This window comes from Pseudacidovorax sp., from assembly GCF_017991995.1.
GTDB lineage: Bacteria > Pseudomonadota > Gammaproteobacteria > Burkholderiales > Burkholderiaceae_C > Xenophilus.
Genome location: NZ_JAGOPN010000013.1, coordinates 151,745 through 176,803, shown reverse-complemented (window position 1 = coordinate 176,803; position 25,059 = coordinate 151,745). Strand labels below are relative to the sequence as shown.

At 68.8% G+C, this 25,059-nt stretch carries 28 protein-coding genes; 16 read left to right on the top strand and 12 right to left on the bottom strand.

Annotation, left to right across the window (positions count from 1 at the left end):
- Positions 1–179 precede the first annotated feature (179 nt).
- A complete protein-coding gene (locus KBC94_RS18370) occupies positions 180–2,156 on the bottom strand; it encodes a DNA topoisomerase IV subunit B (protein WP_294373210.1) in 1,977 nt (658 codons plus the stop codon).
- Between the two features lie 68 nt (positions 2,157–2,224).
- Positions 2,225–2,809, bottom strand: a complete 585-nt coding sequence (locus KBC94_RS18365; protein ID WP_294373208.1) for a Uma2 family endonuclease — start codon at positions 2,807–2,809, stop codon at positions 2,225–2,227.
- Between the two features lie 129 nt (positions 2,810–2,938).
- On the opposite strand from KBC94_RS18365, the gene KBC94_RS18360 reads away from it, so the two are divergent.
- The 6 genes from KBC94_RS18360 to KBC94_RS18335 all read left to right on the top strand — a co-directional run bounded on the left by KBC94_RS18360 (position 2,939) and on the right by KBC94_RS18335 (position 7,807).
- A complete protein-coding gene (locus KBC94_RS18360; protein ID WP_294373207.1) occupies positions 2,939–4,153 on the top strand; it encodes an MFS transporter in 1,215 nt (404 codons plus the stop codon).
- On the top strand, positions 4,150–4,299 hold the full coding sequence (locus KBC94_RS18355) for a hypothetical protein (RefSeq protein ID WP_294373205.1): 150 nt from the start codon (positions 4,150–4,152) through the stop codon (positions 4,297–4,299). Before KBC94_RS18360 ends, KBC94_RS18355 begins: the two co-directional genes overlap by 4 nt.
- Positions 4,296–4,889, top strand: coding sequence for a bifunctional 2-polyprenyl-6-hydroxyphenol methylase/3-demethylubiquinol 3-O-methyltransferase UbiG (locus KBC94_RS18350; RefSeq protein ID WP_294373203.1), 594 nt, complete (start codon positions 4,296–4,298; stop codon positions 4,887–4,889). Before KBC94_RS18355 ends, KBC94_RS18350 begins: the two co-directional genes overlap by 4 nt.
- A gap of 37 nt (positions 4,890–4,926) precedes the next feature.
- Positions 4,927–5,817, top strand: coding sequence for a 4-hydroxy-tetrahydrodipicolinate synthase (gene dapA / locus KBC94_RS18345; RefSeq protein WP_294373201.1), 891 nt, complete (start codon positions 4,927–4,929; stop codon positions 5,815–5,817).
- 118 nt (positions 5,818–5,935) lie between these two features.
- Positions 5,936–7,024, top strand: coding sequence for an outer membrane protein assembly factor BamC (gene bamC / locus KBC94_RS18340; RefSeq protein WP_043117943.1), 1,089 nt, complete (start codon positions 5,936–5,938; stop codon positions 7,022–7,024).
- A gap of 3 nt (positions 7,025–7,027) precedes the next feature.
- Positions 7,028–7,807 (top strand): MBL fold metallo-hydrolase, encoded by a 780-nt coding sequence (locus tag KBC94_RS18335; protein WP_294373199.1) that lies wholly within the window; start codon positions 7,028–7,030, stop codon positions 7,805–7,807.
- A gap of 45 nt (positions 7,808–7,852) precedes the next feature.
- Here the strand turns inward: KBC94_RS18335 and KBC94_RS18330 are convergent, their stop codons facing one another.
- The 3 genes from KBC94_RS18330 to KBC94_RS18320 all read right to left on the bottom strand — a co-directional run bounded on the left by KBC94_RS18330 (position 7,853) and on the right by KBC94_RS18320 (position 11,163).
- Entirely contained in the window at positions 7,853–9,337 is a 1,485-nt protein-coding gene (locus KBC94_RS18330) for a bifunctional diguanylate cyclase/phosphodiesterase (protein ID WP_114802895.1), read from the bottom strand.
- 214 nt (positions 9,338–9,551) lie between these two features.
- Positions 9,552–10,046 carry a hypothetical protein gene (locus tag KBC94_RS18325; protein ID WP_294373196.1) on the bottom strand — a complete coding sequence of 165 codons (495 nt, stop codon included), beginning with the start codon at positions 10,044–10,046 and terminating at the stop codon, positions 9,552–9,554.
- Positions 10,036–11,163, bottom strand: a complete 1,128-nt coding sequence (locus tag KBC94_RS18320; RefSeq protein WP_294373194.1) for a cupin domain-containing protein — start codon at positions 11,161–11,163, stop codon at positions 10,036–10,038. The genes KBC94_RS18325 and KBC94_RS18320 overlap by 11 nt, the downstream gene beginning before the upstream one ends.
- A gap of 17 nt (positions 11,164–11,180) precedes the next feature.
- Here KBC94_RS18320 and KBC94_RS18315 point away from each other — a divergent pair, with 17 nt between their 5' ends.
- The gene (locus KBC94_RS18315) at positions 11,181–11,705 is read left to right on the top strand and encodes a peptidylprolyl isomerase (RefSeq protein WP_043117948.1); all 525 of its coding nucleotides are present in this window, start codon (positions 11,181–11,183) and stop codon (positions 11,703–11,705) included.
- 89 nt (positions 11,706–11,794) lie between these two features.
- On the opposite strand, the gene KBC94_RS18310 is transcribed toward KBC94_RS18315, so the two are convergent.
- The 4 genes from KBC94_RS18310 to coaBC form a co-directional block, all read right to left on the bottom strand.
- Positions 11,795–12,310: a glycine zipper 2TM domain-containing protein gene (locus tag KBC94_RS18310; RefSeq protein WP_294373267.1), complete on the bottom strand. Its 516-nt coding sequence runs from the start codon at positions 12,308–12,310 to the stop codon at positions 11,795–11,797.
- A 166-nt stretch (positions 12,311–12,476) separates the two neighbouring features.
- Positions 12,477–12,926 carry a dUTP diphosphatase gene (dut, locus tag KBC94_RS18305; RefSeq protein ID WP_294373192.1) on the bottom strand — a complete coding sequence of 150 codons (450 nt, stop codon included), beginning with the start codon at positions 12,924–12,926 and terminating at the stop codon, positions 12,477–12,479.
- A complete protein-coding gene (locus KBC94_RS18300) occupies positions 12,923–13,387 on the bottom strand; it encodes a hypothetical protein (protein WP_294373191.1) in 465 nt (154 codons plus the stop codon). Before KBC94_RS18300 ends, dut begins: the two co-directional genes overlap by 4 nt.
- Positions 13,388–13,407: 20 nt before the next feature.
- Positions 13,408–14,634, bottom strand: coding sequence for a bifunctional phosphopantothenoylcysteine decarboxylase/phosphopantothenate--cysteine ligase CoaBC (gene coaBC / locus KBC94_RS18295; protein WP_294373189.1), 1,227 nt, complete (start codon positions 14,632–14,634; stop codon positions 13,408–13,410).
- 133 nt (positions 14,635–14,767) lie between these two features.
- Between coaBC and KBC94_RS18290 the strand changes: the two genes are divergently transcribed.
- The 9 genes from KBC94_RS18290 to KBC94_RS18250 all read left to right on the top strand — a co-directional run bounded on the left by KBC94_RS18290 (position 14,768) and on the right by KBC94_RS18250 (position 21,824).
- On the top strand, positions 14,768–16,438 hold the full coding sequence (locus KBC94_RS18290) for a CTP synthase (protein WP_294373187.1): 1,671 nt from the start codon (positions 14,768–14,770) through the stop codon (positions 16,436–16,438).
- A gap of 23 nt (positions 16,439–16,461) precedes the next feature.
- A complete protein-coding gene (gene kdsA, locus KBC94_RS18285; protein ID WP_294373184.1) occupies positions 16,462–17,319 on the top strand; it encodes a 3-deoxy-8-phosphooctulonate synthase in 858 nt (285 codons plus the stop codon).
- Entirely contained in the window at positions 17,316–17,735 is a 420-nt protein-coding gene (locus KBC94_RS18280; RefSeq protein WP_294373182.1) for a nucleotidyltransferase family protein, read from the top strand. Before kdsA ends, KBC94_RS18280 begins: the two co-directional genes overlap by 4 nt.
- A complete protein-coding gene (locus KBC94_RS18275; protein WP_294373181.1) occupies positions 17,732–18,160 on the top strand; it encodes a DUF86 domain-containing protein in 429 nt (142 codons plus the stop codon). The genes KBC94_RS18280 and KBC94_RS18275 overlap by 4 nt, the downstream gene beginning before the upstream one ends.
- Before the next feature lie 14 nt (positions 18,161–18,174).
- Complete coding sequence (locus tag KBC94_RS18270; RefSeq protein WP_234193897.1) at positions 18,175–18,465, top strand: DUF1330 domain-containing protein; 291 nt, start codon at positions 18,175–18,177, stop codon at positions 18,463–18,465.
- A gap of 48 nt (positions 18,466–18,513) precedes the next feature.
- On the top strand, positions 18,514–19,800 hold the full coding sequence (gene eno, locus KBC94_RS18265; protein ID WP_234193896.1) for a phosphopyruvate hydratase: 1,287 nt from the start codon (positions 18,514–18,516) through the stop codon (positions 19,798–19,800).
- A gap of 65 nt (positions 19,801–19,865) precedes the next feature.
- The gene (locus KBC94_RS18260) at positions 19,866–20,144 is read left to right on the top strand and encodes a septum formation initiator family protein (RefSeq protein ID WP_294373177.1); all 279 of its coding nucleotides are present in this window, start codon (positions 19,866–19,868) and stop codon (positions 20,142–20,144) included.
- A 35-nt stretch (positions 20,145–20,179) separates the two neighbouring features.
- Entirely contained in the window at positions 20,180–20,824 is a 645-nt protein-coding gene (locus KBC94_RS18255; RefSeq protein WP_294373175.1) for a hypothetical protein, read from the top strand.
- Between the two features lie 7 nt (positions 20,825–20,831).
- On the top strand, positions 20,832–21,824 hold the full coding sequence (locus KBC94_RS18250; RefSeq protein WP_294373173.1) for a hypothetical protein: 993 nt from the start codon (positions 20,832–20,834) through the stop codon (positions 21,822–21,824).
- A gap of 21 nt (positions 21,825–21,845) precedes the next feature.
- Here the strand turns inward: KBC94_RS18250 and KBC94_RS18245 are convergent, their stop codons facing one another.
- The 3 genes from KBC94_RS18245 to KBC94_RS18235 form a co-directional block, all read right to left on the bottom strand.
- The gene (locus KBC94_RS18245) at positions 21,846–23,222 is read right to left on the bottom strand and encodes a phospholipase D family protein (protein WP_294373171.1); all 1,377 of its coding nucleotides are present in this window, start codon (positions 23,220–23,222) and stop codon (positions 21,846–21,848) included.
- A gap of 275 nt (positions 23,223–23,497) precedes the next feature.
- Positions 23,498–23,857 carry a hypothetical protein gene (locus KBC94_RS18240; protein WP_234193892.1) on the bottom strand — a complete coding sequence of 120 codons (360 nt, stop codon included), beginning with the start codon at positions 23,855–23,857 and terminating at the stop codon, positions 23,498–23,500.
- Between the two features lie 188 nt (positions 23,858–24,045).
- Positions 24,046–25,032 (bottom strand): Hsp33 family molecular chaperone HslO, encoded by a 987-nt coding sequence (locus tag KBC94_RS18235; RefSeq protein WP_294373166.1) that lies wholly within the window; start codon positions 25,030–25,032, stop codon positions 24,046–24,048.
- Positions 25,033–25,059: the final 27 nt, after the last annotated feature.

Genomic DNA, 25,059 nt, shown 5'->3' with positions numbered 1-25,059 from the left:
CTGGGGGAGGGCTGGGGTGGGGGCCAGCACCGCACGGCGCGCCCTATCGGCACTCACACGCTCGGCAGCTTCGACGACGAAGCCAACGCCGCGCCCCATCGAGCGCCCGCGGCCCCTCACCCAGCCTCTCCCCAGAGGGGAGAGGAGCAGAGCCAACACCGCGGCCGGGAATGACGCGCTCATACGTCGATCTCGACGTCGTCCGCGCGCAGTTCCATCAGCTCGCGGCGGGCGGCAGCCTCGCCCTTGCCCATGAGCTTGGTGATCTCGCCCTGCGTGTGGCTGAAGTCCAGCCGACCCAGGCGCACCTGCAGCAGGCGACGGGTGTCGGGGTTGAGCGTGGTCTCCCACAGCTGCTCGGCGCTCATCTCGCCCAGGCCCTTGAAGCGGCTGATGCTCCATTTGCCCTCGGCCACGCCGTCCTTGCGCAGCTTGTCGAGGATGGCGGTGAGCTCGGCCTCATCCAGCGCATAGAACTTGGCGGCCGGCTTCTTGCCGCGGGCGGGCGCATCGACGCGGAACAGCGGCGGCCGCGCCACGTACACATGGCCGGCGTCGATCAGCTTGGGGAAGTGCCGGAAGAAGAGCGTGAGCAGCAGCACCTGGATGTGCGAGCCGTCCACGTCGGCATCGGACAGGATGCAGACCTTGCCGTAACGCAGGCCCGACAGGTCGGGCGTGTCGTTGGGGCCGTGCGGATCGACACCGATGGCCACGGACATGTCGTGGATCTCGGTGTTGGCGAACAGGCGGTCGCGCTCCACTTCCCAGGTGTTGAGCACCTTGCCGCGCAGGGGCAGGATGGCCTGGCATTCCTTGTCGCGGCCCATCTTGGCGCTGCCGCCGGCGGAGTCGCCCTCGACCAGGAAGAGTTCGTTGTGGCCGATGTCGCGGCTCTCGCAGTCGGTGAGCTTGCCGGGCAGCACGGCCACGCCGGAGCCCTTGCGCTTCTCGACCTTCTGGCCGGCGCGCTGGCGCGTCTGCGCGGCCTTGATGGCGAGTTCGGCCAGCTTCTTGCCGTAGTCGACGTGCTGGTTGAGCCACAGCTCCAGCGCCGGCCGCACGAAGCTGGAGACCAGCCGCACCGCGTCGCGCGAATTGAGCCGCTCCTTGATCTGGCCCTGGAACTGCGGGTCGAGCACCTTGGCCGACAGCACGTAGCTGGCGCGGGCGAAGACGTCCTCCGGCAGCAGCTTGACGCCCTTGGGCAGCAGCGAATGCAGCTCGATGAAGCTCTTGACGGCGTTGAACAGGCCGTCGCGCAGGCCGCTTTCGTGCGTGCCGCCGGCGCTGGTGGGAATCAGGTTGACGTAGCTCTCGCGCACCGGCTGGCCTTCTTCGGTGAAGGCCACACACCATTCGGCGCCCTCGCCTTCGGCGAAGGTCTCGGTGTTCTTGTCGGCATGGCCGGCGCCCTCGAAGAGCGGGATCACCGGGTCGGCGGTGAGCGTCTGCATGAGGTAGTCGCGCAGGCCGCCCTTGTAGAGCCACTGCTGCGTCTCGCCGCTCTTCTCGACCGTCAGGCTGACGGCCACGCCGGGCATCAGCACCGCCTTGCTGCGCAGCAGGTGCGTGAGCTCGCCCATGGGGAAGGCGGCCGATTCGAAGTACTTGGCGTCGGGCCAGGCGCGGACGGTGGTGCCCTGCCTGCGGTCGCCGCTGCCCTGCGCGCGCAGCTGCAGCGGCTCGATCACGTCGCCGGCGCCGAAGACGAGGCGGGCCACCTGGCCCTCGCGGTGCGAGACGACTTCGAGCCGCGTCGACAGCGCATTGGTCACCGACACGCCCACGCCGTGCAGGCCGCCCGAGAAGCTGTAGGCGCCGCCCTGGCCCTTGTCGAACTTGCCGCCGGCGTGCAGCCGGGTGTAGACCAGCTCGATGACGGGGGCCTTCTCTTCGGGGTGCAGGCCGAAGGGGATGCCGCGGCCGTCGTCCTCGACGCTGACCGAGCCGTCGGTGTGCAGCGTGAGCTTGATCTTCTTGCCGAAGCCCGCCAACGCCTCGTCGGCGGCGTTGTCGATCACTTCCTGGATGATGTGCAGCGGGTTGTCGGTGCGGGTGTACATGCCCGGCCGCTGCTTGACGGGCTCCAGGCCCTTGAGGACGCGGATGGAACCTTCCGAGTAGCCGGAAGGCGTCTTGCTGGGGGTTGCCATGGCGGCGGATTGTAGTCACGGCCCACGGCCGGGACTGGATGCCCATCCAGCCCCTGCGGGAAGCCGCCTCAGGGCAGGCCGGCGAACAGCGCGGCGGCGGGCAGGCGCAGGTCAAGGCAGGCGAGCGGCACCGCCTCGCCCGGCGCCAGGGGCTGCAAGGCCCACAGGCCGTCGGCGCCCTTGCGGTAGAGGTCGATGCCACGTCGATGCGCGTCGATCAGCAGGTATTCGCGCAGCGAGGGCAGCCCGCGGTAATGCGTGAAGCGCACTCCGGGGTACAGGCTGCCGGCCCCGGGCGAAAGCACATCGGCGATGAACACCGGCTCGGCGACCGGCACCCGCCTTTCGCGGGCCGCGCCCGGGCAGCTGACCACCAGGTCGGGGTACAGGTAGGCAGCCGCACCGGGCAGGTACAGCCGCAGGTCCCCCCGATGGACACGGCATGCGGTGCCGCGCAGATGCGCGTGCAGTGCCGCCGCGAGGTTGGGCGCCACCGCCGCGCGCGGGTCCGCAGCGTCGGCGGGGGCCGGTTCGGCCTCGTCGTGCACCGCGTAGACGCGGCCTTCCACGTACTCGTGCCGTCGTGCCTGGGTCGATTCCCAGGCCAAATAGTCCGCCTCCGTCATGCGCGGCGTGCTGGATGGCTGTGCCATGTTCTTCTCCCTGATCGTCGAGCCGCCGCGATGCTAGCGACAGCAAGGTGCGGACAGACCGCCGACAATGCGCCGCGCCCCTCGCGGGCCGCAATAGATCACAACACCCAGCAAGAGACACCCGCTTCCATGTCCTCCCCTGCCACCAACCTCTCCATGCGCCAGGTGCTGATCTGCGGCGCGATGGTCGTGACCCTGTCCATGGGCATCCGCCACGGCTTCGGCCTGTGGCTGCAGCCCATCACGCAGGAGCAGGGCTGGACGCGCCAGACCTTCTCGCTGGCCATCGCCATCCAGAACCTGGCCTGGGGCGTGGCCGGGGTGTTCGCCGGCATGCTGGCCGACAAGCTCGGCGCCTTTCGCGTGCTGCTGATGGGGGCGGTGCTCTACGCCGCCGGCCTGGCCGGCATGGCCCTGTCGCCCACACCCCTGGTGTTTGCGCTCACGGCCGGCGTGCTGATCGGCATGGCCCAGGCGGGCACCACCTACGCCGTCATCTACGGCGTCATCGGCCGCCAGTTGCCGGCGGAACGGCGCTCCTGGGCCATGGGCGTGACGGCGGCGGCCGGCTCCTTCGGCCAGTTCTTCATGGTGCCGGTCGAGGGCCAGCTGATCCTGCAACTGGGCTGGAAGAGCGCGCTGCTGGCGCTGGCCGCCCTGGCACTGGTGATCGTGCCGCTGGCCTTCCTGCTGCGCGAGCCGGCCCACACGACGGGCGCGGGCCGGCGCGAGCAGACCATTGCCCAGGCCGTGGCCGAGGCCTTCCGCTACCCCAGCTTCGTGCTGCTGATGGCGGGTTACTTCGTCTGCGGCTTCCAGGTGGTGTTCATCGGCGTGCACATGCCCAGCTACCTCAAGGACCATGGCCTGGCGCCCCAGGTGGCGAGCTACGCGCTGGCGCTGATCGGGCTGTTCAACGTGATCGGCACCTACACCGCCGGCGTGCTGGGGCAGCGCTTTGCCAAGCGCAAGATCCTGGCCGCCATCTACCTGGGACGGGCGGTGGCCATCAGCCTATTCCTGCTGGCGCCGCTCACGCCGACATCGGTCTACGTGTTCTCGGCCGTGATCGGTGCGCTGTGGCTGTCCACGGTGCCGGCCACCAACGCCATCATTGCCCAGATCTTCGGCGTGGCGCATCTGTCGATGCTGGGCGGCTTCGTCTTCCTCAGCCACCAGGTCGGATCCTTCCTCGGCGTCTGGCTGGGCGGCTACCTCTACGACCGCACGGGCAGCTACGACATCGTCTGGTACATCGCCATCGCGCTGGGCATCTTCGCGGCGCTGGTGAACCTGCCTGTCAACGAGCGCGCCATCGAGCGGCGCGGACTGCAGCCGGCATGAAGCAGCGCCGCGACTCCGCCGCGCTCGGCCGCCGCATGGCGGCCTGGGGCATCGCGGCCGTGGCGCTCACGGGCGTCTTCCTGCTGTATGCGCAGCCGGACTTCCTGGTGATGCTGGGCAACCAGATCTGGACCTGCTTCGGATGAGCACGACAGGCCCGCAGCCGCCGCAGCCCCTGGCACCGCCCTCGCCCTGGGTTCAGCGCTGGGCCCATCTCATTCCCGCGGGCGGACGGGTGCTCGACGTGGCCTGCGGTGCGGGCCGGCACCTCTTCTGGCTGCAGAGCCAGGGCCATGCACTGACCGGCGTCGACCGCGATCCGGCGGCCATCGCCGCCCTGGCGCCCCTGGCACAGATCGGCGCCGAGATCGTGCAGGCCGACATCGAGGACGGCCCCTGGCCCTTCGAGGGGCGCCAGTTCGACGCCGTGGTCGTCACCCACTACCTCTGGCGCCCGCTGCTGCCCCGCATCGTGGCGGCCGTGGCGCCCGGCGGCGTGCTGCTGTACGAGACCTTCGCCGCCGGCAACGAGACCGTCGGGCGCCCTTCGCGGCCCGACTTTTTGCTCACGCCGGGCGAGCTGATCGCCGCCAGCGCCGGCCTGCGGGTGGTGGCCTACGAAGACGGCTTCCTGCCCTCGCCCGAGCGCTTCGTCCAGCGCATTGCCGCCGTCCGGCCCCGGCCCGAAGAAACCCTTGCGCGACATCGCCTCGGTCCCTCCCAGGTCGCTGGCTAGAATCCGCGGTTCCGCGTTCACCGACAAAGAGAGTCCCTTGGAGCAACTGACTGGCAGCATCGTCGCGCTCGTCACGCCGATGCATGAAGACGGTAGCGTCGACTACGACGCGCTTCGCAAGCTCATCGACTGGCACATCGCCGAGGGCACCGACTGCCTGGGCGTGGTCGGCACCACGGGCGAATCGCCCACGGTGGACGTCGAAGAGCACTGCGAAATCATCCGCGTCACCGTCGAGCAGGCCGCCGGCCGCGTGCCGGTGATGGCAGGCTGTGGCGCCAATTCCACCCGCGAAGCCATCGAACTGGCCCGCTACGCCAAGGGCGTGGGCGCCGATTCGCAGCTGCAGGTGGTGCCCTACTACAACAAGCCCACGCAGGAAGGCCAGTACCAGCACTTTCGTGCCATCGCCGAGTCCGTCGGCGACCTGCCGATGGTGCTGTACAACGTGCCCGGCCGCACGGTGGCGGATATGGCCCACGACACGGTGCTGCGCCTGGCCCAGGTGCCCGGCATCGTCGGCATCAAGGAAGCCACCGGCAACATCGAACGCGCGCAGTGGCTGATCCGCGAGGCACCCAAGGGCTTCTCCATCTATTCCGGCGACGATCCGACCGCCGTGGCACTGATGCTCTGCGGCGGCCACGGCAACGTGAGCGTCACCGCCAACGTCGCGCCGCGCCAGATGCACGAGCTGTGCGCGGCGGCCATTTCGGGCGATGCGCGCCGGGCCATGGCGATCCAGCTGTCGCTGCTGCCGCTGCACCGGGCGCTCTTCGTCGAGCCCAACCCGATTCCCGTCAAGTGGGCGCTGCAGCGCATGGGCCGCATCGGAGCCGGCCTGCGCCTGCCGCTGACGCCCCTGGCCGGCCCCCAGCACGCCGCGGTCGAAGATGCCCTGCGCCAATGCGGCCTGGTGTCCGGCTGACACAAAGCTCAAGATTCGGCAACCTTTTGCCGCCCGGGCACTCCATCTGTCCCATGCAGCTGCCGTCGCCTCGACGGGCCGCCTGATTACCCCCCTCTCTTCGCCGAAGGAAGACGACTTGAACACCCCTTTGCGATTCGCCGTGCTGGCCCTGGCCACCAGTCTGGCCGCGTGCTCCGTGCTGGAGTCCGACAAGATCGACTACAAGAGCGCCGGCAAGGCCCCCACGCTGGAGGTACCGCCCGACCTGACCCAGCTCTCGCGCGACAACCGCTACGCCATTCCCGGCGGCGTCGTCTCGGCCAACGCCTATGAGGCGGGCCGTGCCAACGCCCCGGGCATTCCCACGGCCGTCGACAAGATCGGCGACGTGCGCATGGAGCGCGCCGGCAACGAGCGCTGGATCGTGGTCGACCGCCCGCCCGAGCAGCTGTGGGACACGGTGCGCGACTTCTGGATGGAGAACGGCTTCCTGCTGACCAGCGAACAGCGCAACCTTGGCATCATGGAAACCGACTGGGCCGAAAACCGGGCCAAGCTGCCGCAGGATCCGATCCGCTCCATGCTGGGCAAGGTGATCGACTCCGTCTACTCGACCGGCGAGCTGGACCGCTTCCGCACCCGCATGGAGCGCACCTCGAAGGGCACGGAGATCTACATCAGCCACCGCGGCATGCAGGAGGTCTACACCAACCAGCGGCAGGACCAGACCGTCTGGCAACCGCGTGCCGTGGACCCCGAACTCGAGACCGAATTCCTGCGCCGCCTGATGGTCAAGCTCGGCGTGACCCAGGAGCAGTCGCGCGCCGCGGCCGCTTCCGTGGCCGCTGCGCCCCAAGCCCGCGCCGCCACCATCGGCAACATCAACGGGCAGCCGGTGCTGCAGGTGGCCGACGGCTTCGACCGCGCCTGGCGCCGGGTCGGCCTCTCGCTGGACCGCACGGGCTTCACCGTGGAAGACCGCGACCGCTCGGCCGGCGTCTACTACGTGCGCTACGTGACGCCCAATCCCGACCGCAAGGAACCGGGCATCTTCGGCAAGCTATTCAGCCGCGACAGCAAGACCGAGGCGCCGATGAAGTACCGCATCCGCGTGCAGTCGGAAGGCGACAAGAGCACGGTGACGGTGCTGAACGAGGCCGGTGCGCCGGAGAAGTCGGACAACGCCCAGCGCATCGTGCGCGTGCTGGCCGACGACCTGAAGTAAGGCGTGGCGCTGCGCTTTCGCAGCCTCGGCAGCGGCAGCAGCGGCAACGGCACGCTGGTGGAGGTGCGCAGCGAGTCGCGCACCTCGCGCCTGCTGATCGACTGCGGCTTCAACCTGCGCCAGCTCGACCAGCGGCTGGCGCGCGAAGGCCTGCAGGCGCGCGACATCGATGCCGTCTTCATCACGCACGAGCACGGCGACCACATCGGCTGCGCCCATGCGCTGTCGCAGCGCGAAGGCATCGATGTCTGGATGAGCGAAGGCACCTGGCTCGCCACTGGGGCCCCCGACTATGCGGGGCGCCTGCACTTGGCCCGCGATGGCGAGGCCATTGAGGTGGGCGAATTGCAGGTCCAGCCCTTCACCGTGCCCCACGATGCCCGCGAGCCCCTGCAGCTGCGCTGCACCGACGGTGCCCGCACTCTCGCCGTCCTGACCGACCTGGGCCATGCCAGCGCCCACGTCATGGCCCGGCTGGCCGGCGTGGATGCCCTGCTGCTGGAGTTCAACCACGACGTGGCGCTGCTGTCGCAGTCGCGCTATCCGCCCTTCCTCAAGCGCCGCGTCGGGGGCAACTATGGGCACCTGTCCAACACCGCGGCGGCCGAGATCGCCCGGGCCGTGAACCACGGCGGCCTGCGCCATGTGGTGGCGGCCCATCTGTCGGAGCAGAACAACCGGCCGGACCTGGTGCGCCAGGCCATGGCCGAGGCACTCGGCGCCGCCGCCCACGAGATGCTGGCGGCCGACGCCGCCGAGGGCTCGCCCTGGCTCGACGCCTGAGCCTTCAGGACCGCCACCGCGCGCCTCCGGCCCGCGGGCACCGCTTCACAGGCCGGAGAGCCGGGTGCTCATGAACAGCGACTCGCTGAACGGCAGGGATTCGGGCCCGTCGGCGCTGCCGCTGTTGATCATGCCGGTCATTTCCTCGGCCGAGATCGGCTTCGAGAACAGGAAGCCCTGAAGCTCGTCGCAGCCCATCAGCATCAGCAGCTCGCACTGGCCCTGCGTCTCCACGCCCTCGGCCACCACCTTCAGGTTCAGGGCCTTGCCCAGGCTGACGATGGACGCGGCGATGGAGCGCGCGTCCTCGCTGTGCTCGAGGTCGGCCACGAAGGCGCGGTCCACCTTCAACTCCGAGGCGGGCAGGCGCCGCAGGGCGGCGAGGCTGGAATAGCCCGTGCCGAAGTCGTCGATGGAGACATGCAGGCCCAGCGAGCGCATGCGCTCGAAGGTGGCGGTGGCGGTGTCGGTGTGCTGCATGGCCACCGATTCGGTGATCTCGCAGGTGAAGCGGTTGGGCTGCAGGCCGTGGCGCTCCAGGCACTGGGCGATGTGGTCGACCAGGTCTTCCTCCTGCATCTGCAGTGCGGAGATGTTGACCGCCACGCGCATGCGCAGCCCCATCGCCCGCCAGGACGCGGCCACACGGCAGGATTCCTCGATCACCCACCGGCCCAGCATGCCCATCAGGCCGGCGGACTCCGCCATGGGCACGAACACGGCCGGCGCCACGTTGCCGCGCACCGGATGCTGCCAGCGCAGGAGCGCCTCGGCAGCGGTGATCTGCAGGGACTGGGCATCGACCTTGGGCTGGAAGAGCAGGCGCAGCTCCTTGTTCTCCACCGCCGCGCGCAGGTCGTTCACGAAGAAGGCCTGCGCCCGCGCCTCCTCGGCGAAGGCGGGGTCGTAGACGCAGACCTTGCCCTCGCCATTGAGCCCGGCGCCCGCACGTTCGGCGGCCAGAGAGGCGAATTCGATGAGCCGGCCGCGATCCTCTGGAGCGCCCGCCATGGCCACACCGAGCGAGGCGACGAGGATCACTTGACCCTTGGCGGACTGCACCGGCAACGCCAGTTGCTCGAACGCCAGCTCGGCCACTTCGAGCAGGTCGGCACGGTTGCCAGGGATCGCCAGCGCGAACTCGCCCCCTTCCAGGTGCGCGGCCGTCGCGCCCGGCGGCAGGCAGCCCGACAGGCGCTGGGCGGCGAGCTTGACGATGAAGTCGCCGAATTCCTGGCCAAAGGCCTGCCGCATGCGCCGGAAGTGGTCCAGCAGCACCACGACGACCCCGTGAGAGCCGACACCCGCCAGATCGTCGAGCGAAGCATCGAGCCCCTTGCGGTTGCGCAGGCCCGTCAGGGCGTCGCCCCACTCCAGCTCATGCTTCTGTAGCGAGACCGCCTGCAACTCGCGCCGGATGCCCGCCGACTTCCAGCGCTCCCGCATCATCAGCAGCAGCGCGACGAGCGCGGCCAGCAGGCTCAATCCGATCAGGCCGAGCGAAACCTCGTCGAAGGCAGCGACTTTCATCGGAAGGACAGGCGAAACGGAAGGACGTCAGGGAGTCATCCAGATGATCGTCACTTTCGATCAGCTGAATCGAATCATGTCTACATTTATCAACAATTTACAACTTATGTCGCATTTAATGTGAGCAGACTGTGTCGCTGGCGCGCACGCCGACCGACCGACGCGCGCCTGAACCGACGGCCTCTGGAGGCCGTCACCCGTCGCCGCAAGCGGTTCAGAGGCCCAGGATGGAGGCCGGGAAACCAGGACGGCCCCGCGCGAAGGCATCGTCCATGCGATGCCGCAGCGACTCGACGGCCGCCTGTGCACCGCTGCTGCTGCCGCGGCTGAGCACGGGGTCGTGCCGCTCGACCGTCCAGCCCGGCGTCCACAGCCCGCTGGGCAGGTCGGCGGCATCGCGGTCGGCGCAGATCCGGCACTCGATGATGTGGTCCCAGCGCTGGCGCCAGGCGACGAAGCGCGGATGGCGCTCCCGCAGCAGGCGGTCGTCGCGCATCACCAGGCGCAGGCGGCGGGCGCTGCCTGCCCAGGCCTGGAGCGCCTGGATGACCGCGGCCTCCCCGAGCGGCCAGTCGGCGAACCGAGCGTCGGCGCACCACAGAGCCGGCCAGGCGCGGTCGGCCGCCGCGGCGAAGGCCTCGCGCAGCCGGTCGGCGAAGACCGTGGGCCCGTCGAAGGGGCCCGCGCTGAGCCTCAGCTCATCGGGCATGCACCCACCCGGCTTCGCACCAGTCGCCCAGCAGGGCCAGGGCCTCGGCGCTGGCCTTCGCCAACTCGCGCGAACCCAGTTCGCGGCGATCGGCCAACCGGCGCATCAGCACCGCGTCGCGGCCGCCGGCCAGCAGGCTTTCGCCGTTGATGAAGACATGGCGCACGTCGTAGAGCATGCGGGTGCGCCGGTCGAGCCGCACGGCCTCGACGCGCTCCGGCCATTCGCCGGGATCGAACCAGACGTTGGGCTTGGGCTCGGTCAGGGACTCGCCCAGCGCGCAGTCGATGCGCGTGGACTGGGCCAGCGCCTTCTGGACGGCGTCGCGGGCAAAGGCCTGCAGCGCCTCGGGGATGGCGGCCGGCGACTCGGAGGCCGGTTGGCCGGGGTCGGCATAGCGCCGGCCGGGTGCTTCATCGTCCGAGACGATGTCGCCCAGCCGCATGAGCAGGTCGGACGCCAGTTCGGTCTGCGCGGGCGCGCGCAGGCCCACGGAGCAGGTCATGCAGTCGCCACCCACGGCGACGCCGTCATGGGCATAGCGCGGCGGCAGGTAGAGCATGTCGCCGGGTTCGAGCACCTGGGTGTCCTCGGGCTCGAAATGGTCCAGGATCTTCAGAGGGGGGCCGGGGCGCAGCGTCAGGTCCTTCTGACGGCCCCAGGACCAGCGGCGGCGTCCGCTCACCTGCAGCAGGAAGACGTCGTAGCTGTCGAAGTGCGGGCCGACGCCCCCGCCATCGCTGGCATAGCTGATCATCACATCGTCCAGCCGTGCCTCGGGCAGGAAGCGGAAGGGTTGCAGCAGCGCGTGGACCTCGTCGTCGTGCAGGTCGACGCCTTGCACCAGCAGCGTCCATTCGCGGCGGCCCAGCGGCGGCAGGCTGCGCCGGGCGAAGGGGCCGTGGCGCAGGCGCCAGCCCTGGCGGGTGTCATGGGTGACCAGGCGGGATTCCACGCCCTCCTCGCCAGCGAGTTCGAACAGGCGGGCGCGCGACATCGGTGGGACGGTCATCGGCAGCGCCTGGCGCACCAGCAGGGGTTTCTTCTGCCAGTGGCGGCGCATGAAGGTGTCGGCGCTCAGTCCTCCGAGCAGGGGCAATCGTTGTGTCAGGGGCATGGTGGGAGAATTCTCATATGGAAATCACCCCCCAATGCGTGGTCGCCCTGACCTGGACCCTCAAGGACACCCTTGGCGAAACCCTGGACGTGCTCACCGAGCCCGTCGAATTCCTGGTGGGCGGCGACGACCTCTTCGATGCGATCGAGACAGCGCTGCAGGGCCACGGCCCCGGCGCCCGCGTGCAACTCCACCTGGAGCCCGAACAGGCCTTCGGCGACTTCGACGAGCACCTGCTCTTCCTGGAGCCGCGTGCGCTGTTCCCGAAGGAAGTGGAAGAAGGCATGAGCTTCGACGGCGCCGCCCTGCCCTCCGGGGTCAATCCGGACATGCCGAAGAACGTGCTCTACACCGTGGCCGAGATCTACCCCGAGCACCTTGTGCTGGACGGCAACCATCCGCTGGCCGGCATCGCCCTGCGGCTGGACCTGACCGTCAATGCCGTGCGCGAAGCGACCGAAGAAGAGATCGGCCGCGGTACCGCCGGCACCGGCTTCTTCCGCTTCGCGCCGATGGCGCCGGGCAGCGACTCGCTGCACTGAGCGCCCCATTTGCCGCGTCGCGACGACGCGTGCCATGAAGCACAAAGGCCGGCGCCCGAAGGGGCCGGCCTTTGTGCATTCAGGTGCGATCAGTAGCGCGAGATCTGGCCGCCGTCGATGCGCACGCGGTCGCCGATGCGCAGGTCGCCGGGGCTGGGCACATCGAAGCTGCGGTAGCCGCCATTGCTCATCTGCACGGAGACGCGATAGCTTTCGTAGACGCGGCCGGCGCCATTGCGTGCCTCGACCGCGTTGCCGGCCAGCGCGCCACCCACCACGCCCAGCATGGTGGCCGCCGCGCGGCCGGAACCATGGCCGATCTGGTTGCCCAGTACGCCACCCACCAGGCCGCCCACCACGGCGCCGCCGCCCGAAGGCGCCACCGGCGGCGTCTCGCTGCGCAACACCTCGATGTTGGCGACGATGCCGGTTTCGACATACACGGCCTGGTTGTAGGCAGGGGCCGCCGGGTACACCGGTGCCGCTGCGGGCTGATAGGGATAGCGGGTCTGGTACACCGGCACCGGCGTCACGCAACCGGCGAGCAGCGCGGCGGCGGTCAGGGCAACGGCCGGAACGGCCAGGGAGCGAATCTTGTTGTGAATCATGGTATGGATCCTCGACAGGCGGGCCTGCCCTCGGCTGATCGACTGCGCCGCCGCACCATGCGGCGTCGCGCGCGACCGCCCACCTCGGGGGTTGGAGGCGGACGCGCGGCAAAGGTTCTGGAAGGCACCCTTGCTCACAGCCGAAACAACTTCTGGGAGATGCTTACAGCTTTCCGGTGGAGCCGTAACCGCCGGCACCACGCTGGGTGTCGGCATCGAAGGTCTCGACGACGCGGAAGTGGGCCTGCACCACCGGCACGATCACCAGTTGGGCCAGGCGCTCCATGGGCGCGACGACGAACGGCGTCTGGCTGCGGTTCCAGGCGCTGACCTTGAGCTCGCCCTGGTAGTCGCTGTCGATCAGGCCGACGAGGTTGCCCAGCACGATGCCGTGCTTGTGGCCGAGGCCCGAGCGGGGAAGGATCAAGGCCGCAAAGCCAGGATCGGCCAGGTGGATGGCCAGCCCCGTGCCGATGAGCTCGCAGGCGCCGGGCGCCAGGGTCAGGGGTTCTGCCAGGCAGGCACGCAGGTCCAGGCCGGCGCTTCCGGGCGTGGCATAGGTGGGCAGTTGCTGGACCATTCGCGCGTCGAGCACGCGCACGTCGATCTTCATGGGGAGGACTGTCTTCGAGGGTTGGGCCGTGCGGCAGTGCCGCCGGCGGGAGGTCGGGGTTTGCCGTTCTGGGGGCCTTGACGAAGGCCGGCCAGCAACTGGCGGGCAACTGGCGCTGCAGCGCCGCGCCGGATAAAGCGCCTGAACACCGCGGCACCGAGGGCTGCCAGCAGCACAAGGACGCCGACAGGCGCGCCAATGGCCCACAGCACGAGAAGGCCCACGATTCCCGCCGCGGCCCAGCCCGCCACGCCTGGTGGCGCCGACAGGTCGCCCGGCGCGCTGCGCGGGCCAGGCGAAGAAGTCGCACCCGGCGACGCAGTACCGGGCGGCACCGATGCTGCGGCTGCCGAAGGTCGATCCTGTCGCGCGTGGACACGCTGCAGCGACTCGGCCGTCAACTGCTCGACATAGCGCACGAAATCGCCATTGCGGGGCGTGTTCCAGTCGGTCTCGTTCATCGGCAGAAGGATGGGAAGCCTCAGCCGCGCCACGGCCGCAGCCGGACAGCGATTTCGGAGGCGAGTTCGCGGGCGAGCGCGAGCTTGGAGGCCCGCGGCAGCTCTCGTGCGCCCTGCTCGTCGACCAGCAGCAGGCTGTTGTCGTCCTGACCGAAGGTCAGCGGCCCGATGTTGCCCACCAGCAGCGGAATGCCCTTGCGCTGGCGCTTGGCCTTGGCATGTTCGAGCAGGTTTTCGCTCTCGGCCGCGAAGCCGACGCAGAACAGTTGCCGCCCACGCGCCCGCTCGCCCTGTGCGACGGTGTGCAGGATGTCGGGGTTCTCGACGAAGCGCAGCACCGGCGTCTGGCCACTGCCGTCCTTCTTGATCTTGTGCATCTGCGGATCGGCCGGCCGCCAGTCGGCCACCGCCGCCGTCGCCACGAACACCGAGGCATCGACCACGGCCGCCTGCACGGCCTGCAGCATCTGCTGGGCCGAAGCCACGTCCACGCGCTGCACACCACGCGGCGTGGGCAGGTGCACCGGGCCGGCCACCAGCGTGACGCGGGCGCCGGCCTCGCGCGCGGCGCGGGCGATGGCGAAGCCCATCTTGCCGGAGGAATGGTTGGTGATGCCGCGGATCGGGTCCATGGCCTCGAAGGTGGGGCCGGCGGTGACCACCACATGCTCGCCCTGCAGCACCTTGGGCTGGAAGTGGGCCACGACCTCTTCGAGCAGTTCGGCCGGCTCCAGCATGCGGCCGTCGCCGGTCTCGCCGCAGGCCTGCCAGCCCTGGCCCACGCCCAGCACCCGGGCGCCATCGTCTGCGAGTTGGCGCAGATTGCGCTGGGTGGCCGGGTGGGCCCACATCTCGCGGTTCATGGCGGGCGCCACGAGCAGCGGCACGCGCTGCAGCGGACGGGCCAGGCACAGCAGGCTGAGCAGCTCGTCGGAGCGCCCCTGCACCAGCCGTGCGATGAAGTCGGCGCTGGCCGGCGCCAGCACGATCGCATCCGCCTCCCGGCCCAGGTTGATGTGGGGCATGTTGTTGGCCTGCCGCGCGTCCCATTGCGACAGGTACACGGGCTGGCCGGAGAGCGCCTGCATGGTCACCGGCGTGATGAACTGCGTGGCGGCTTCGGTCATCACCACCTGCACGGTCGCGCCGGCCTTGACGAACAGACGGCACAGCTCGGCCGACTTGTAGCAGGCCACACCGCCGGTGAGGCCCAGGAGGATGTGCTTGCCCGCCAGGTCTTGTTGCATCCGGGCAGTGTAGAGGGAGCGCCGCCCGGCCCCAGCCCTGCGTCACGCGATGTGACCGAACTGAAAAGAGGACATCGGCCGGCCGGTACAATCTCAATTTCCCATCCGCGGGCCATGGCGCCCGCGTCCGGCAATGACCAAATTCGTCTTCGTCACCGGCGGTGTGGTGTCGTCCCTCGGCAAGGGTATCGCTTCCGCCTCCCTCGCCGCCCTCCTCGAATCCCGCGGCCTCACGGTCACCCTCATCAAGCTCGATCCCTACATCAACGTGGATCCGGGCACGATGTCCCCCTTCCAGCATGGCGAAGTCTTCGTGACCGACGACGGCGCCGAAACCGACCTCGACCTGGGCCACTACGAGCGCTTCATCACGACGCGCATGCGCAAGTCCAACAACTTCACCACCGGCCAGATCTACAAGTCGGTGCTGGAGAAGGAGCGCCGCGGCGACTACCTGGGCAAGACGGTGCAGGTGATCCCGCACGTCACCAACGAGATCCAGGAATACATCAAGCGCGGTGCCGGCATCGGCACGCCGCACGAGGTGCAGATCGCCATCGTCGAGATCGGCGGCACGGTGGGCGACATCGAGTCCCTGCCCTTCCTCGAGGCCGTGCGCCAGATGAGCCTGAAGGCCGGCCCCAACAACAGCGCCTTCGTGCACCTGAGCTACCTGCCCTGGATCGCGGCAGCCGGCGAGCTCAAGACCAAGCCCACGCAGCACACGGCGCAGAAACTGCGTGAGATCGGCATCCAGGCCGACGCCCTGCTGTGCCGCGCCGACCGGCCGATTCCCGACGAGGAGCGTGCCAAGATCTCGCTGTTCTCCAACGTGCCCGAATGGGGTGTGATCAGCATGTGGGACGTGGACACCATCTACAAGGTGCCGCGCATGCTGCATGAGCAGGGCCTGGACGGCCTCATCTGCGACAAGCTGCGCCTGAACACGCCGCCGGCCAAGCTGCAGCGCTGGGACGACCTGGTCTACGAGGTGGAGCATCCGCAGAAGGAAGTGACCATCGCCATGGTCGGCAAGTACGTCGACCTGTCGGACAGCTACAAGTCGCTCAACGAAGCGCTGCGCCACGCCGGCATGAAGAACCATGCCCGCGTGAAGATCGAGTACCTCGATTCCGAGACCATCCAGCCCGACAACGTGGCGCGCCTGGACAAGTACGACGCCATCCTGGTGCCCGGCGGCTTCGGCCAGCGCGGCGTGGAAGGCAAGATCTGCGCGGCCCGCTTCGCCCGCGAGAACAAGATTCCCTACCTGGGCATCTGCCTGGGCATGCAGGTCGCCACCATCGAATACGCGCGCAACGTGGCCGGCCTCAAGGGCGCCAACAGCACGGAGTTCGACCCCAATGCCAGCGTCCCCGTGATCGCACTGATCACCGAGTGGAAGGACGCCGACGGCACCATCAAGACGCGCACGGCCAAGTCCGATCTGGGCGGCACGATGCGCCTGGGCGCGCAGAGCTCCGACGTGATGCCAGGCACGCTGGCCCACAGCATCTACGGCGACGTGGTGACCGAGCGCCACCGCCACCGCTACGAGGCCAACGTCAATTACCTGGACCAGCTGCGCCAGTCCGGCCTGGTGATCTCGGCGCTGACGCAGCGCGAGCAGCTGACCGAGATCGTCGAGCTGCCGCAGGACGTGCATCCCTGGTACATGGGCGTGCAGTTCCACCCCGAGTTCAAGTCCACGCCCTGGGACGGCCATCCGCTGTTCAACGCCTTCGTGCGTGCGGCGCTGTCGCACCAGGGCTCGGACAAGAGCGCGCTGAAGGTCGTGGCCTGAGCGGCCGGCGCCAAGGAGCAAGCATGAAACTGTGTGGCTTCGACGTCGGGCTCCAACAGCCCTTCTTCCTGATCGCCGGGCCCTGCGTGGTCGAGTCCGAGCAACTGCAGATGGACACCGCGGGCCAGTTGAAGGAAATCACCAGTTCGCTGGGCATTCCCTTCATCTTCAAGAGCAGCTTCGACAAGGCCAACCGCTCCTCGGGCACGAGCTTCCGCGGTCCGGGCCGCGAGAAGGGCCTGGCCATCCTGGCCAAGCTGAAGCAGGAGCTTGGCGTGGCGGTGCTGACCGACGTGCATTCCGAAGAGGACATCGCCGAGGCCGCCCAGGTGGTCGATGTGCTGCAGACGCCCGCCTTCCTGTGCCGCCAGACCGATTTCATCCGCGCCGCTGCCCAGTCGGGCAAGCCGGTGAACATCAAGAAGGGCCAGTTCCTCGCGCCGCACGACATGAAGAACGTGATCGACAAGGCGCGCGCGGCCGCCCGCGAGAAGGGCCTGCCGGACGACAACTTCCTGGCCTGCGAGCGCGGCGCGAGCTTCGGCTACAACAACCTGGTCAGTGACATGCGCGGCCTGGCGATCATGCGCGAGACCGGCGCACCGGTGGTGTTCGACGCCACGCATTCTGTGCAGCTGCCGGGCGGCCAGGGCACCAGCTCCGGCGGACAGCGCGAATTCGTGCCGGTGCTCTCGCGCGCCGCGGTGGCCGTGGGCGTGGCAGGCCTGTTCATGGAGACGCACCCCGACCCCAAGAACGCGCTGTCCGACGGCCCCAACGCCGTGCCGCTCAAGCACATGAAGGCGCTGCTCGAGACGCTGGTCGAACTCGACCGCATCACCAAGAAGAACGGCTTTCTGGAAGACAGCTTCAACGCATGACCCTGCCGCCCAGCCAGGACCGGATCGTCGCCGCGCTGCGCAACGCGCTGCCGCAGGCGCGGGCTGCCTGGCTGTTCGGCAGTGCGGCCTCTGGCCGCTTCGGCCCCCACAGCGATCTGGACATCGCAGTGGATCTACCGGCCCCCTTGTCGCCCGAGCTTCGGTGGGAAGCCTCCGAACAAATCGCAGCGCAGTTTGGCGTCGACGTGGACCTGCTGGACTTCCGGCGCCTGTCCACCGTGATGCAGCATCAGGTCCTGGCCACCGGCCGCCTCCTCTTCAGCCTGGACCCGGTGGCGCTGACGGGCTACTGCGCATTCGTGCTCAGCGAGTACCAGCACATGCAGGCATGGCGGCAGCCGATGGTGAAGCAACTGGCCCATCGACTGCTTCGCGCGGGAGAAGCGCGTCCATGACGGCCCTTGCTGACGCCCTGGCGCAAAAGAGCGCCCGTCTCGAGCGCTGCGTGCGCCGCGCCCGCGAAGAGCTGGCTGCGGCGGCAGACTTCATGACCGATTTCTCGCGTCAGGACGCTGCCATCCTCAACGTGCAACGTGCCTGCGAACTGGCGATCGGCATGGGCAACATGGTGATCGCGGCCCAGGGCTGGGCGTTGCCGGGCAGTGCGCGCGAAGTGTTTGCGACACTGCAGCAAGAGGGCGTGATCGACGCCGACCTGGCGGCTGTGCTGGGCCGCATGGTTGGCTTTCGTAACATCGCGGTCCACGAGTACCAGAGCCTGGATGTGGCCATCGTGGTCGCTGTCATCCGGCACGAGCTGGACGGGTTGCTGCGCTTCGCCGGCCTGTTGCTGTCGCGCCAATTCCCCGATTCGAACTGAAGGACACCTGCAACATGCCCAGCGGCTACGTCATCGCCCACGTCGAAGTCACCAACCCGACGCAGTACGAGGAATACAAGAAGTGGTCCTCCGCCGCCATGCAGGCGCATGGCGCCGAGGTCTGCGTGCGTGGCGGGCAGGTCGAGCCGCTCGAAGGCACCTGGCAGCCCACGCGCGTGGTGCTGCTCAAGTTCGCCACGTTCGAGCAGGCCAAGGCCTTCTACGAGACCCCCGAATACAAGAAGGCCCGCGAGGCCCGTGCCGGCGCCGCGATCATGAACATGATCGCCGTCGAAGGCGTCTGAGCGCGGCACGCCCGCCTGAACCGATTTCAAAAAACCGGAGAACCCTGAATGAGTGCCATCGTTGACATCGTCGGCCGCGAGATCCTCGACAGCCGCGGCAATCCCACCGTGGAATGCGACGTGCTGCTGGAAAGCGGCACCATGGGCCGTGCGGCCGTGCCCTCGGGCGCCAGCACCGGTAGCCGCGAAGCCATCGAGCTGCGCGACGGCGACAAGGGCCGTTACCTGGGCAAGGGCGTGCTCAAGGCCGTCGAGCACGTCAACACCGAGATCAGCGAAGCCGTGCTGGGCCTGGACGCCTCGGAACAGGCCTTCCTGGACAAGACCCTGATCGACCTGGACGGCACCGAGAACAAGAGCCGCCTGGGCGCCAACGCCATGCTGGCCGTGTCGATGGCCGTGGCGCGCGCTGCGGCCGAAGAGTCCGGCCTGCCCCTGTACCGCTACTTCGGCGGCATGGGCGGCATGAGCCTGCCGGTGCCGATGATGAACGTCATCAACGGCGGCGCGCATGCCAACAACAGCCTGGACCTGCAGGAGTTCATGATCATCCCGGTGGGCGCGCCCAGCTTCCGCGAAGCGCTGCGCTACGGCGCCGAGGTGTTCCATGCCCTCAAGAAGATTATCGACAGCCGCGGCATGCCCACGGCCGTGGGCGACGAAGGCGGTTTTGCCCCCAGCGTCGAGAACCATGAAGCGGCGATCCAGCTGATCCTGGAAGCCATCGACAAGGCCGGCTACACCGCCGGCGAGCAGATCGCCCTGGGCCTGGACTGCGCCGCCAGCGAGTTCTACAAGGACGGCAAGTACGTGCTCGAAGGCGAAGGTGGTCTGCAGCTGGAGGCCGCAAGCTGGACCGACATGCTGGCCACCTGGTGCGACAAGTACCCGATCATCTCGATCGAGGACGGCATGCACGAAGGCGACTGGGCCGGCTGGAAGCTGCTGACCGAGCGCCTGGGCAAGAAGGTGCAGCTGGTGGGCGACGACCTGTTCGTGACCAACACCAAGATCCTGAAGCAGGGCATCGACCAGAACATCGCCAACTCGATCCTCATCAAGATCAACCAGATCGGCACGCTGACCGAGACCTTCGCCGCCATCGAGATGGCCAAGCGCGCCGGCTACACCGCCGTGATCTCGCACCGCTCCGGCGAGACCGAAGACAGCACCATCGCCGACATCGCCGTCGGCCTGAACGCCGGCCAGATCAAGACCGGCTCGCTGTCGCGCTCGGACCGCATGGCCAAGTACAACCAGCTGCTGCGCATCGAGGAAGACCTGGGCGACGTCGCGAGCTACCCCGGCCGCGCCGCGTTCTACAACCTGCGTTGATGCGCCGGTCTTCCAGTTCGGGCGTGGTGCGGGCCACGGTGCCAGTGCAGATCGGCTGAGCGGCGATGCGCACGCGCCTCGTCATCCCGGCCATCCTGCTGTGCCTTCTCGGCCTGCTGCAGCTCCAGCTGTGGACAGGCCGCGGCAGCCTGCCCGACGTGTCCAAGCTGCGCAAGAACCTGGAAGACCAGAAGACCGCCAACCTCCGCGCCCAGCACACCAACGAGCGGCTCGAGTCCGAGGTCAACGACCTCAAGGAAGGCATCGAGATGGCCGAGGAGCGGGCGCGACAGGAGCTGGGCATGGTCAAACCCAACGAGATCCTGGTGCAGATCGCGCGCTAGGACGGCGCGTCAAGAATGCGCGCGCTGCCGCTCCCATGACACCGCGCCTCGGCACCGGCAGCGTGATCGCCGTCTGGGGTGTGTCGGCGGCAGACGGGGAGCAACTGGTCGACGCGCTGGCCCGCCGCTTCATGCAGCGGGGCATCAAGGCCATCGCGTTGGTCGGGATGGCGCCGACCGACGCACCCGAACGCCCGCCGGCTCCCGCCGATGCGCTTGCACGGGCCCATGCCTGGCGCATGCGGATCGATCAAGCGCGCCATGACGCACTCGTCGTGGCGGCCGGCAGTCCCATCGCCCTGCTCGCCCAAAGGGGCGTCCCGGTCGAAAGCTGGCCCCCCTCGCTGGTCGCCGCCGAGCGCGGCCATGCCTTCACCCTGCTGCTGCCCCCACAGGACACGGCAGGCCACGACGAGCAGGTTCTCGACGGTCGCTTGCGGGCGGGGTTCGCCGCGGCAGGCCTGCCTTGCGCCGTCATTCACGGCCGCGACGCCGCCCAACACATGTCCCGCGCCTGGTCGGCGCTGCAGGCAGCCCTGGATGCGCGGGAAGAGGCACCGGCCCCCCCGCGCCACCTGCGCGCGCCGGCGTGGAACTGCGAGCGCTGTTCCGACCCTGACTGCGAGCACCGCCTCTTCACCGACCTGATCGCTGCCCGGCAGACGCCGGCCGCGGGCTGACCCACTCATGCACCTCCGGACATCCGCCCCCTTCCCCATCCGCCGCGCGCTCGCCGCCTGTGCCGCACTGATCGCACTCGCGGCAGGAATGCCGCCCGCCGCCCAGGCCGCGGCCACTACCGTGACGGTCGAGAACCAGACGAAGCCGACGCGATGCGCCGAGGAAGACAACGTCTCGCTGCTGCTGCGTGGCGGCGTCAAGCGTTTCACCGTCGAGGCGCTGCAACCCGGCTACATCGAACGCATCGCGCAGGACACCACCGCCCCCGACTTCTCCGGCTGCAACTTCGACGGCGGCGATCATCCGACCGACCCCAAACACCGCTTCGAGCCACGCACCGTCACCTTGCACGAGGACGCCAAGTGGCGCATCGTGGGCATGACGCTGCCGGTGTTCTGGCGGCCGCAGCAGGTGCCGGTGGAAGTGGACGGCAAGCGCGACCGCGGCTTCCACATGATCCAGGTCTATCGCCGGATCGACGGCCAGATGAAGGAAGCGCTGGTCATGTACCCCTCGGACGGCTACTGGCGCATCAAGCCGTTGCCGCTGGCCCGCTTCGGGGACGGCGTCTACGGCTCCTCGATGCTGCTGGGCCCGGTGCGCCAGGAGGGCCGGCCGGTGGTCAACATCCGGGACATCCGCATTCGCACACAGCCCGATATCCGCTTCGACCTGCGATTCGCCGGTGGGGGCGCTGCACGCATCCGCCTTGCCGAGGTCAGCCGCGAGCGCACGGCGCTTGACGTGCGCTTCTCGCGGCCGGTCCGCGGCATGCAGCCCTTCTCGGTGCTGCGGTCGATGTATGTGGCGGCAGACAACGCCGACATGAGCGAGGTCCGCTGGCACGGCAGCGGCGACGCCGGTGCGGTGGCGCACACGCAGCCGCTGCCGGACTTCGGGCGCGCCTCGGGGGTGGGAGAGGTGCGCTTCGGCCGCAGCGAGCCCTCCCGACACAACACCAGCGCCCCGGACATCCGCTACAGCGCCTTCGAACGCTGAGGACGGCCGCGGCCCGCGCCCTCACAGTACGTCTTCGGGCAGCAATTTCAGCAGGAGCCAGTCGCGCACGCGGTCGATGACGTTGGCACCGGGCTCTTCGTCGAGCACCGCCTCGCTGCCGTCCGTGTGGTGCTCGATCCACTGCACGTCGTCGACGTCCTTGCGAAGGCGCAGTTCGTAGGCGCCCAGTTCGCGCACCGGCATCAGCGCGCCGAACTGCTCGATCAAGGCCGGGCTCTCGATGATGACGCCCACCTCGGTATTGAGGCGGGCGGAGCGCCCATCGAGGTTCATCGAGCCGATGAAGACGCGCTCGCGGTCCACCAGCATGATCTTGGCGTGCAGCCGCGCGCTGGAATGCCGGAATTCGCCGAAGCGGCGTTCCTTGGGCACCAGCCGCGAGCCGAGTTCGTAGATCTTCACGCCGGCCTTGAGCATGGCGAGCCGGTAGCGGGCATAGCCGGAATACACCAGGGTCTCGTCCGTGGCGTCCAGGGAATTGGTGAAGACCAGCACCTGAACGCCCCTGGCGGCCTGCTCCCGCAACAGTGCCAGGCCGGCCTGGCCCGGGACGAAGTACGGCGACACCATCAGCACCTCCCGCCGCGCGCCGTAGAGCATGGCGATGGTTCGCTGGCTCACGCTGTCGGCAAAGCTGGCTTCGGGGTCGTCGTAGGTGATCTTCTCGGGCACGTCCGACACCACGCGGCCGTCGCCTTCGGTCAGGAGCAGCCGGCCCGCGGCCAGCTGCACGCTCACGGGCGGGTGACCGAGCACATCGGTGGCCGCCTCGGGCAGCAGGTCGCGCCGGTCCTCGCAACGTTCGGCCAGCACGCGGCGGGTCCGGTCATCGTCGGGCGGCAATTCCATCAGGCTGCCGATGGGCCTCACCTGGCGGCTGTTCCAGAAGTCGTCGAAGCTGTTCGACAGCGCCGGCACCACCGGCCCGGCGGCGAGCAGGTCCATGTCGACGAAGTTGGCCTGGTCGCTGCGCATGAAGTATTCGTCAGCGATGTTGCGACCGCCCGTGATCGCCACGCTGTTGTCAGCCACTAGCAGCTTGTTGTGCATGCGGCGATTGACGCGCCGCAGATCGCCCAGGGAAAGCGCCACGCGCCAAGCCAATGGACCGCTGCGCACGGCGAGCGGATTGAACAGGCGCAGTTCGAAATTCGGTTGGGAGGCCAGGGCAGCGAAGAGCTGGTCCTTGCCAGGGGTGTACAGGTCGTCGACCAGCAGGCGCACACGCACGCCGCGGCGCGATGCATCGAGCAGTTCACTCAGGAAAAGCAGGCCTGTCGCGTCGTCCTGGAGGATGTAGTACTGCGCGTCGAGGGTCTTACGCGCAGCCCGGATCAGTGCAATCCGGGCATTCAGGGCCGTGGGCCCCTCGGGCATGAGCAGGAAGCCGGAACGACCGCGCGACGCCGCGTCCGCCGCGAGACTGGCCGCAGCGATATGGGCCAGGGGTGTGGGCCCAACGTCCGTCGCCGCGAAGGACGGTGCCGCGGCGACGGACGGTTCGGGCAGACTGGCACAGGCGGTGAGCAGCGCAACAAGTCCGAGCCCCAGGCACCGAACCAGCCATCCCACCCACGGAACCGGCGACGCGCCAGCATGAGCGTGGCGCGCCACGCGGCCGGCATGCGCCTGTGCCACTCAGCGAAGGCCGGTTACTTCTTGGGTTCGCCGGCTTCGGTCGGAGCCGGGATGGCGCCAGCCTTGTTGGCGGCGGCCATTTCCTTGCGCTTCTTCGCGCGCTCGGCCTTGCGCGACTCGTGCGTGCCCGAGATGGCCTTGGTCTGCTTCTCGGGAGCCGTGGCTTCACCACCGGTGGGAGCGGTGCCGCTCTTTTCGGCAGCGGTCATGTCGGCCTTGCGCTTCTCGCGTGCGGCGGCACGCTCGGCCTTGGTGGTCTTCTTGGCGGCAGGCGTCGGCGGTTCCTTGGTCGGATCGTCAGCCATCGCGGGGCTGGCGGCCAGAAGCGCGACGGCCAGAGCTGCAGTTGCCGCAAAGAGGTTCTTGGTGTTCATATCGTCCTCGAGATAGTTGATTGAAGCCGACCGCGAACGGCCGACACCCCATCGTGGAACCGGCTTACAAAAGCGTCAAGGGTTGTGACACAAGGAATCTGCTCCCATCCCCCCAATGGACCTGCCTCTGTGGCGCGGACGACACTCCGCGGAAGCCGCAGCTAAACAAAAAGGACAAAGCTGAACGATTACTGAACGATTGAACTGCCCGGCACCTGCCCCGGCGGCCCTGCAAAGATCTGGGCCGTGTCGACAGCATCGAAGCGGTATTGCTGACCGCAGAAGTCGCAGCCCACCTCGATGCGGCCCTGCTCGGCCAGGATGTCGTCGGCCTCCTCGCGGCCCAGGCTGCGGATCATGCTGGCGACGCGGTCGCGGCTGCAGGTGCATGCAAAGCGCGGGCCAAGCATGCCGTCGCGCGGCGCGAAGCGCAGCAACCGCTCCTCCCAGAACAGGCGCCGCAGGATGGTCTCGATGTCCAGCGACAGCAGTTCGGTCCGCGTGAGGCTGCTGGCCAGCGTCGAAATGCGGTTGTAGTCCTCGTTGCGGCCGATCTCGTCCTCGTCCCGCGCGGTGGCGCTGCCGGCCAGATTGGCCTCGCCGGCCAGCGGCAGGCGCTGGATCAGCAGGCCCGCGGCCACCTGCTCGTCGGCGGCCAGCACCAGCGTGGTGTCGAGCTGCTCGCTCTGCAGCATGTAGTGCTGCAGCACGTCCGATAGCTTGCCCAGGCGCTCGCCACGGTCGCCGAACAGGGGCACCACGCCCTGGTAGGGCTGCTGGCCCGGCAGGCGCTCCTTGGGATCGAGGGTGATGGCGCAGCGGCCCTTGTTGCCCACGTTCACCAGGTCGGCCAGGCCGGCGGTGGCCGGCACATCGCCCACCACGCTGGCCGTGGCGCGCAGGCTCAGGTCGGGCTGCGCTTCGGCCACGGCCACCTTGACCGGCCCGTCGCCGAAGATCTGGAGGATCAAGGAGCCCTTGAACTTGATGTTGGCCTGCATCAGCGTGGCTGCGGCGGTCATCTCGCCCAGCAGTTCGGCCACGGGCGGTGCATAGGCGCCCGTCTGGGTGTTGGCGGCGCGGCGGGCAAGGATCTCCTGCCAGGCGCCGTCCAGGCGCACGATCATGCCGCGCACCGGCAGGCCGTCGAAGAGGAAGGTGTGTAGTTCGCTCAAGGTTGCTTTCCTCGGCCGACGGGCCGG

Bases quoted from the DNA above. Each gene is read 5' to 3' on its own strand.
- KBC94_RS18370 (WP_294373210.1), bottom strand. From the start codon at position 2,156: ATGGCAACCCCCAGCAAGACGCCTTCCGGCTACTCGGAAGGTTCCATC.
- KBC94_RS18365 (WP_294373208.1), bottom strand. From the start codon at position 2,809: ATGGCACAGCCATCCAGCACGCCGCGCATGACGGAGGCGGACTATTTG.
- KBC94_RS18360 (WP_294373207.1), top strand. From the start codon at position 2,939: ATGTCCTCCCCTGCCACCAACCTCTCCATGCGCCAGGTGCTGATCTGC.
- KBC94_RS18355 (WP_294373205.1), top strand. From the start codon at position 4,150: ATGAAGCAGCGCCGCGACTCCGCCGCGCTCGGCCGCCGCATGGCGGCC.
- KBC94_RS18350 (WP_294373203.1), top strand. From the start codon at position 4,296: ATGAGCACGACAGGCCCGCAGCCGCCGCAGCCCCTGGCACCGCCCTCG.
- KBC94_RS18330 (WP_114802895.1), bottom strand. From the start codon at position 9,337: ATGAAAGTCGCTGCCTTCGACGAGGTTTCGCTCGGCCTGATCGGATTG.
- KBC94_RS18325 (WP_294373196.1), bottom strand. From the start codon at position 10,046: ATGCCCGATGAGCTGAGGCTCAGCGCGGGCCCCTTCGACGGGCCCACG.
- KBC94_RS18320 (WP_294373194.1), bottom strand. From the start codon at position 11,163: ATGCCCCTGACACAACGATTGCCCCTGCTCGGAGGACTGAGCGCCGAC.
- KBC94_RS18315 (WP_043117948.1), top strand. From the start codon at position 11,181: ATGGAAATCACCCCCCAATGCGTGGTCGCCCTGACCTGGACCCTCAAG.
- dut (WP_294373192.1), bottom strand. From the start codon at position 12,926: ATGAAGATCGACGTGCGCGTGCTCGACGCGCGAATGGTCCAGCAACTG.
- KBC94_RS18300 (WP_294373191.1), bottom strand. From the start codon at position 13,387: ATGAACGAGACCGACTGGAACACGCCCCGCAATGGCGATTTCGTGCGC.
- coaBC (WP_294373189.1), bottom strand. From the start codon at position 14,634: ATGCAACAAGACCTGGCGGGCAAGCACATCCTCCTGGGCCTCACCGGC.
- KBC94_RS18290 (WP_294373187.1), top strand. From the start codon at position 14,768: ATGACCAAATTCGTCTTCGTCACCGGCGGTGTGGTGTCGTCCCTCGGC.
- kdsA (WP_294373184.1), top strand. From the start codon at position 16,462: ATGAAACTGTGTGGCTTCGACGTCGGGCTCCAACAGCCCTTCTTCCTG.
- KBC94_RS18280 (WP_294373182.1), top strand. From the start codon at position 17,316: ATGACCCTGCCGCCCAGCCAGGACCGGATCGTCGCCGCGCTGCGCAAC.
- KBC94_RS18275 (WP_294373181.1), top strand. From the start codon at position 17,732: ATGACGGCCCTTGCTGACGCCCTGGCGCAAAAGAGCGCCCGTCTCGAG.
- KBC94_RS18270 (WP_234193897.1), top strand. From the start codon at position 18,175: ATGCCCAGCGGCTACGTCATCGCCCACGTCGAAGTCACCAACCCGACG.
- eno (WP_234193896.1), top strand. From the start codon at position 18,514: ATGAGTGCCATCGTTGACATCGTCGGCCGCGAGATCCTCGACAGCCGC.
- KBC94_RS18260 (WP_294373177.1), top strand. From the start codon at position 19,866: ATGCGCACGCGCCTCGTCATCCCGGCCATCCTGCTGTGCCTTCTCGGC.
- KBC94_RS18255 (WP_294373175.1), top strand. From the start codon at position 20,180: ATGACACCGCGCCTCGGCACCGGCAGCGTGATCGCCGTCTGGGGTGTG.
- KBC94_RS18250 (WP_294373173.1), top strand. From the start codon at position 20,832: ATGCACCTCCGGACATCCGCCCCCTTCCCCATCCGCCGCGCGCTCGCC.
- KBC94_RS18245 (WP_294373171.1), bottom strand. From the start codon at position 23,222: ATGCCCGAGGGGCCCACGGCCCTGAATGCCCGGATTGCACTGATCCGG.
- KBC94_RS18240 (WP_234193892.1), bottom strand. From the start codon at position 23,857: ATGAACACCAAGAACCTCTTTGCGGCAACTGCAGCTCTGGCCGTCGCG.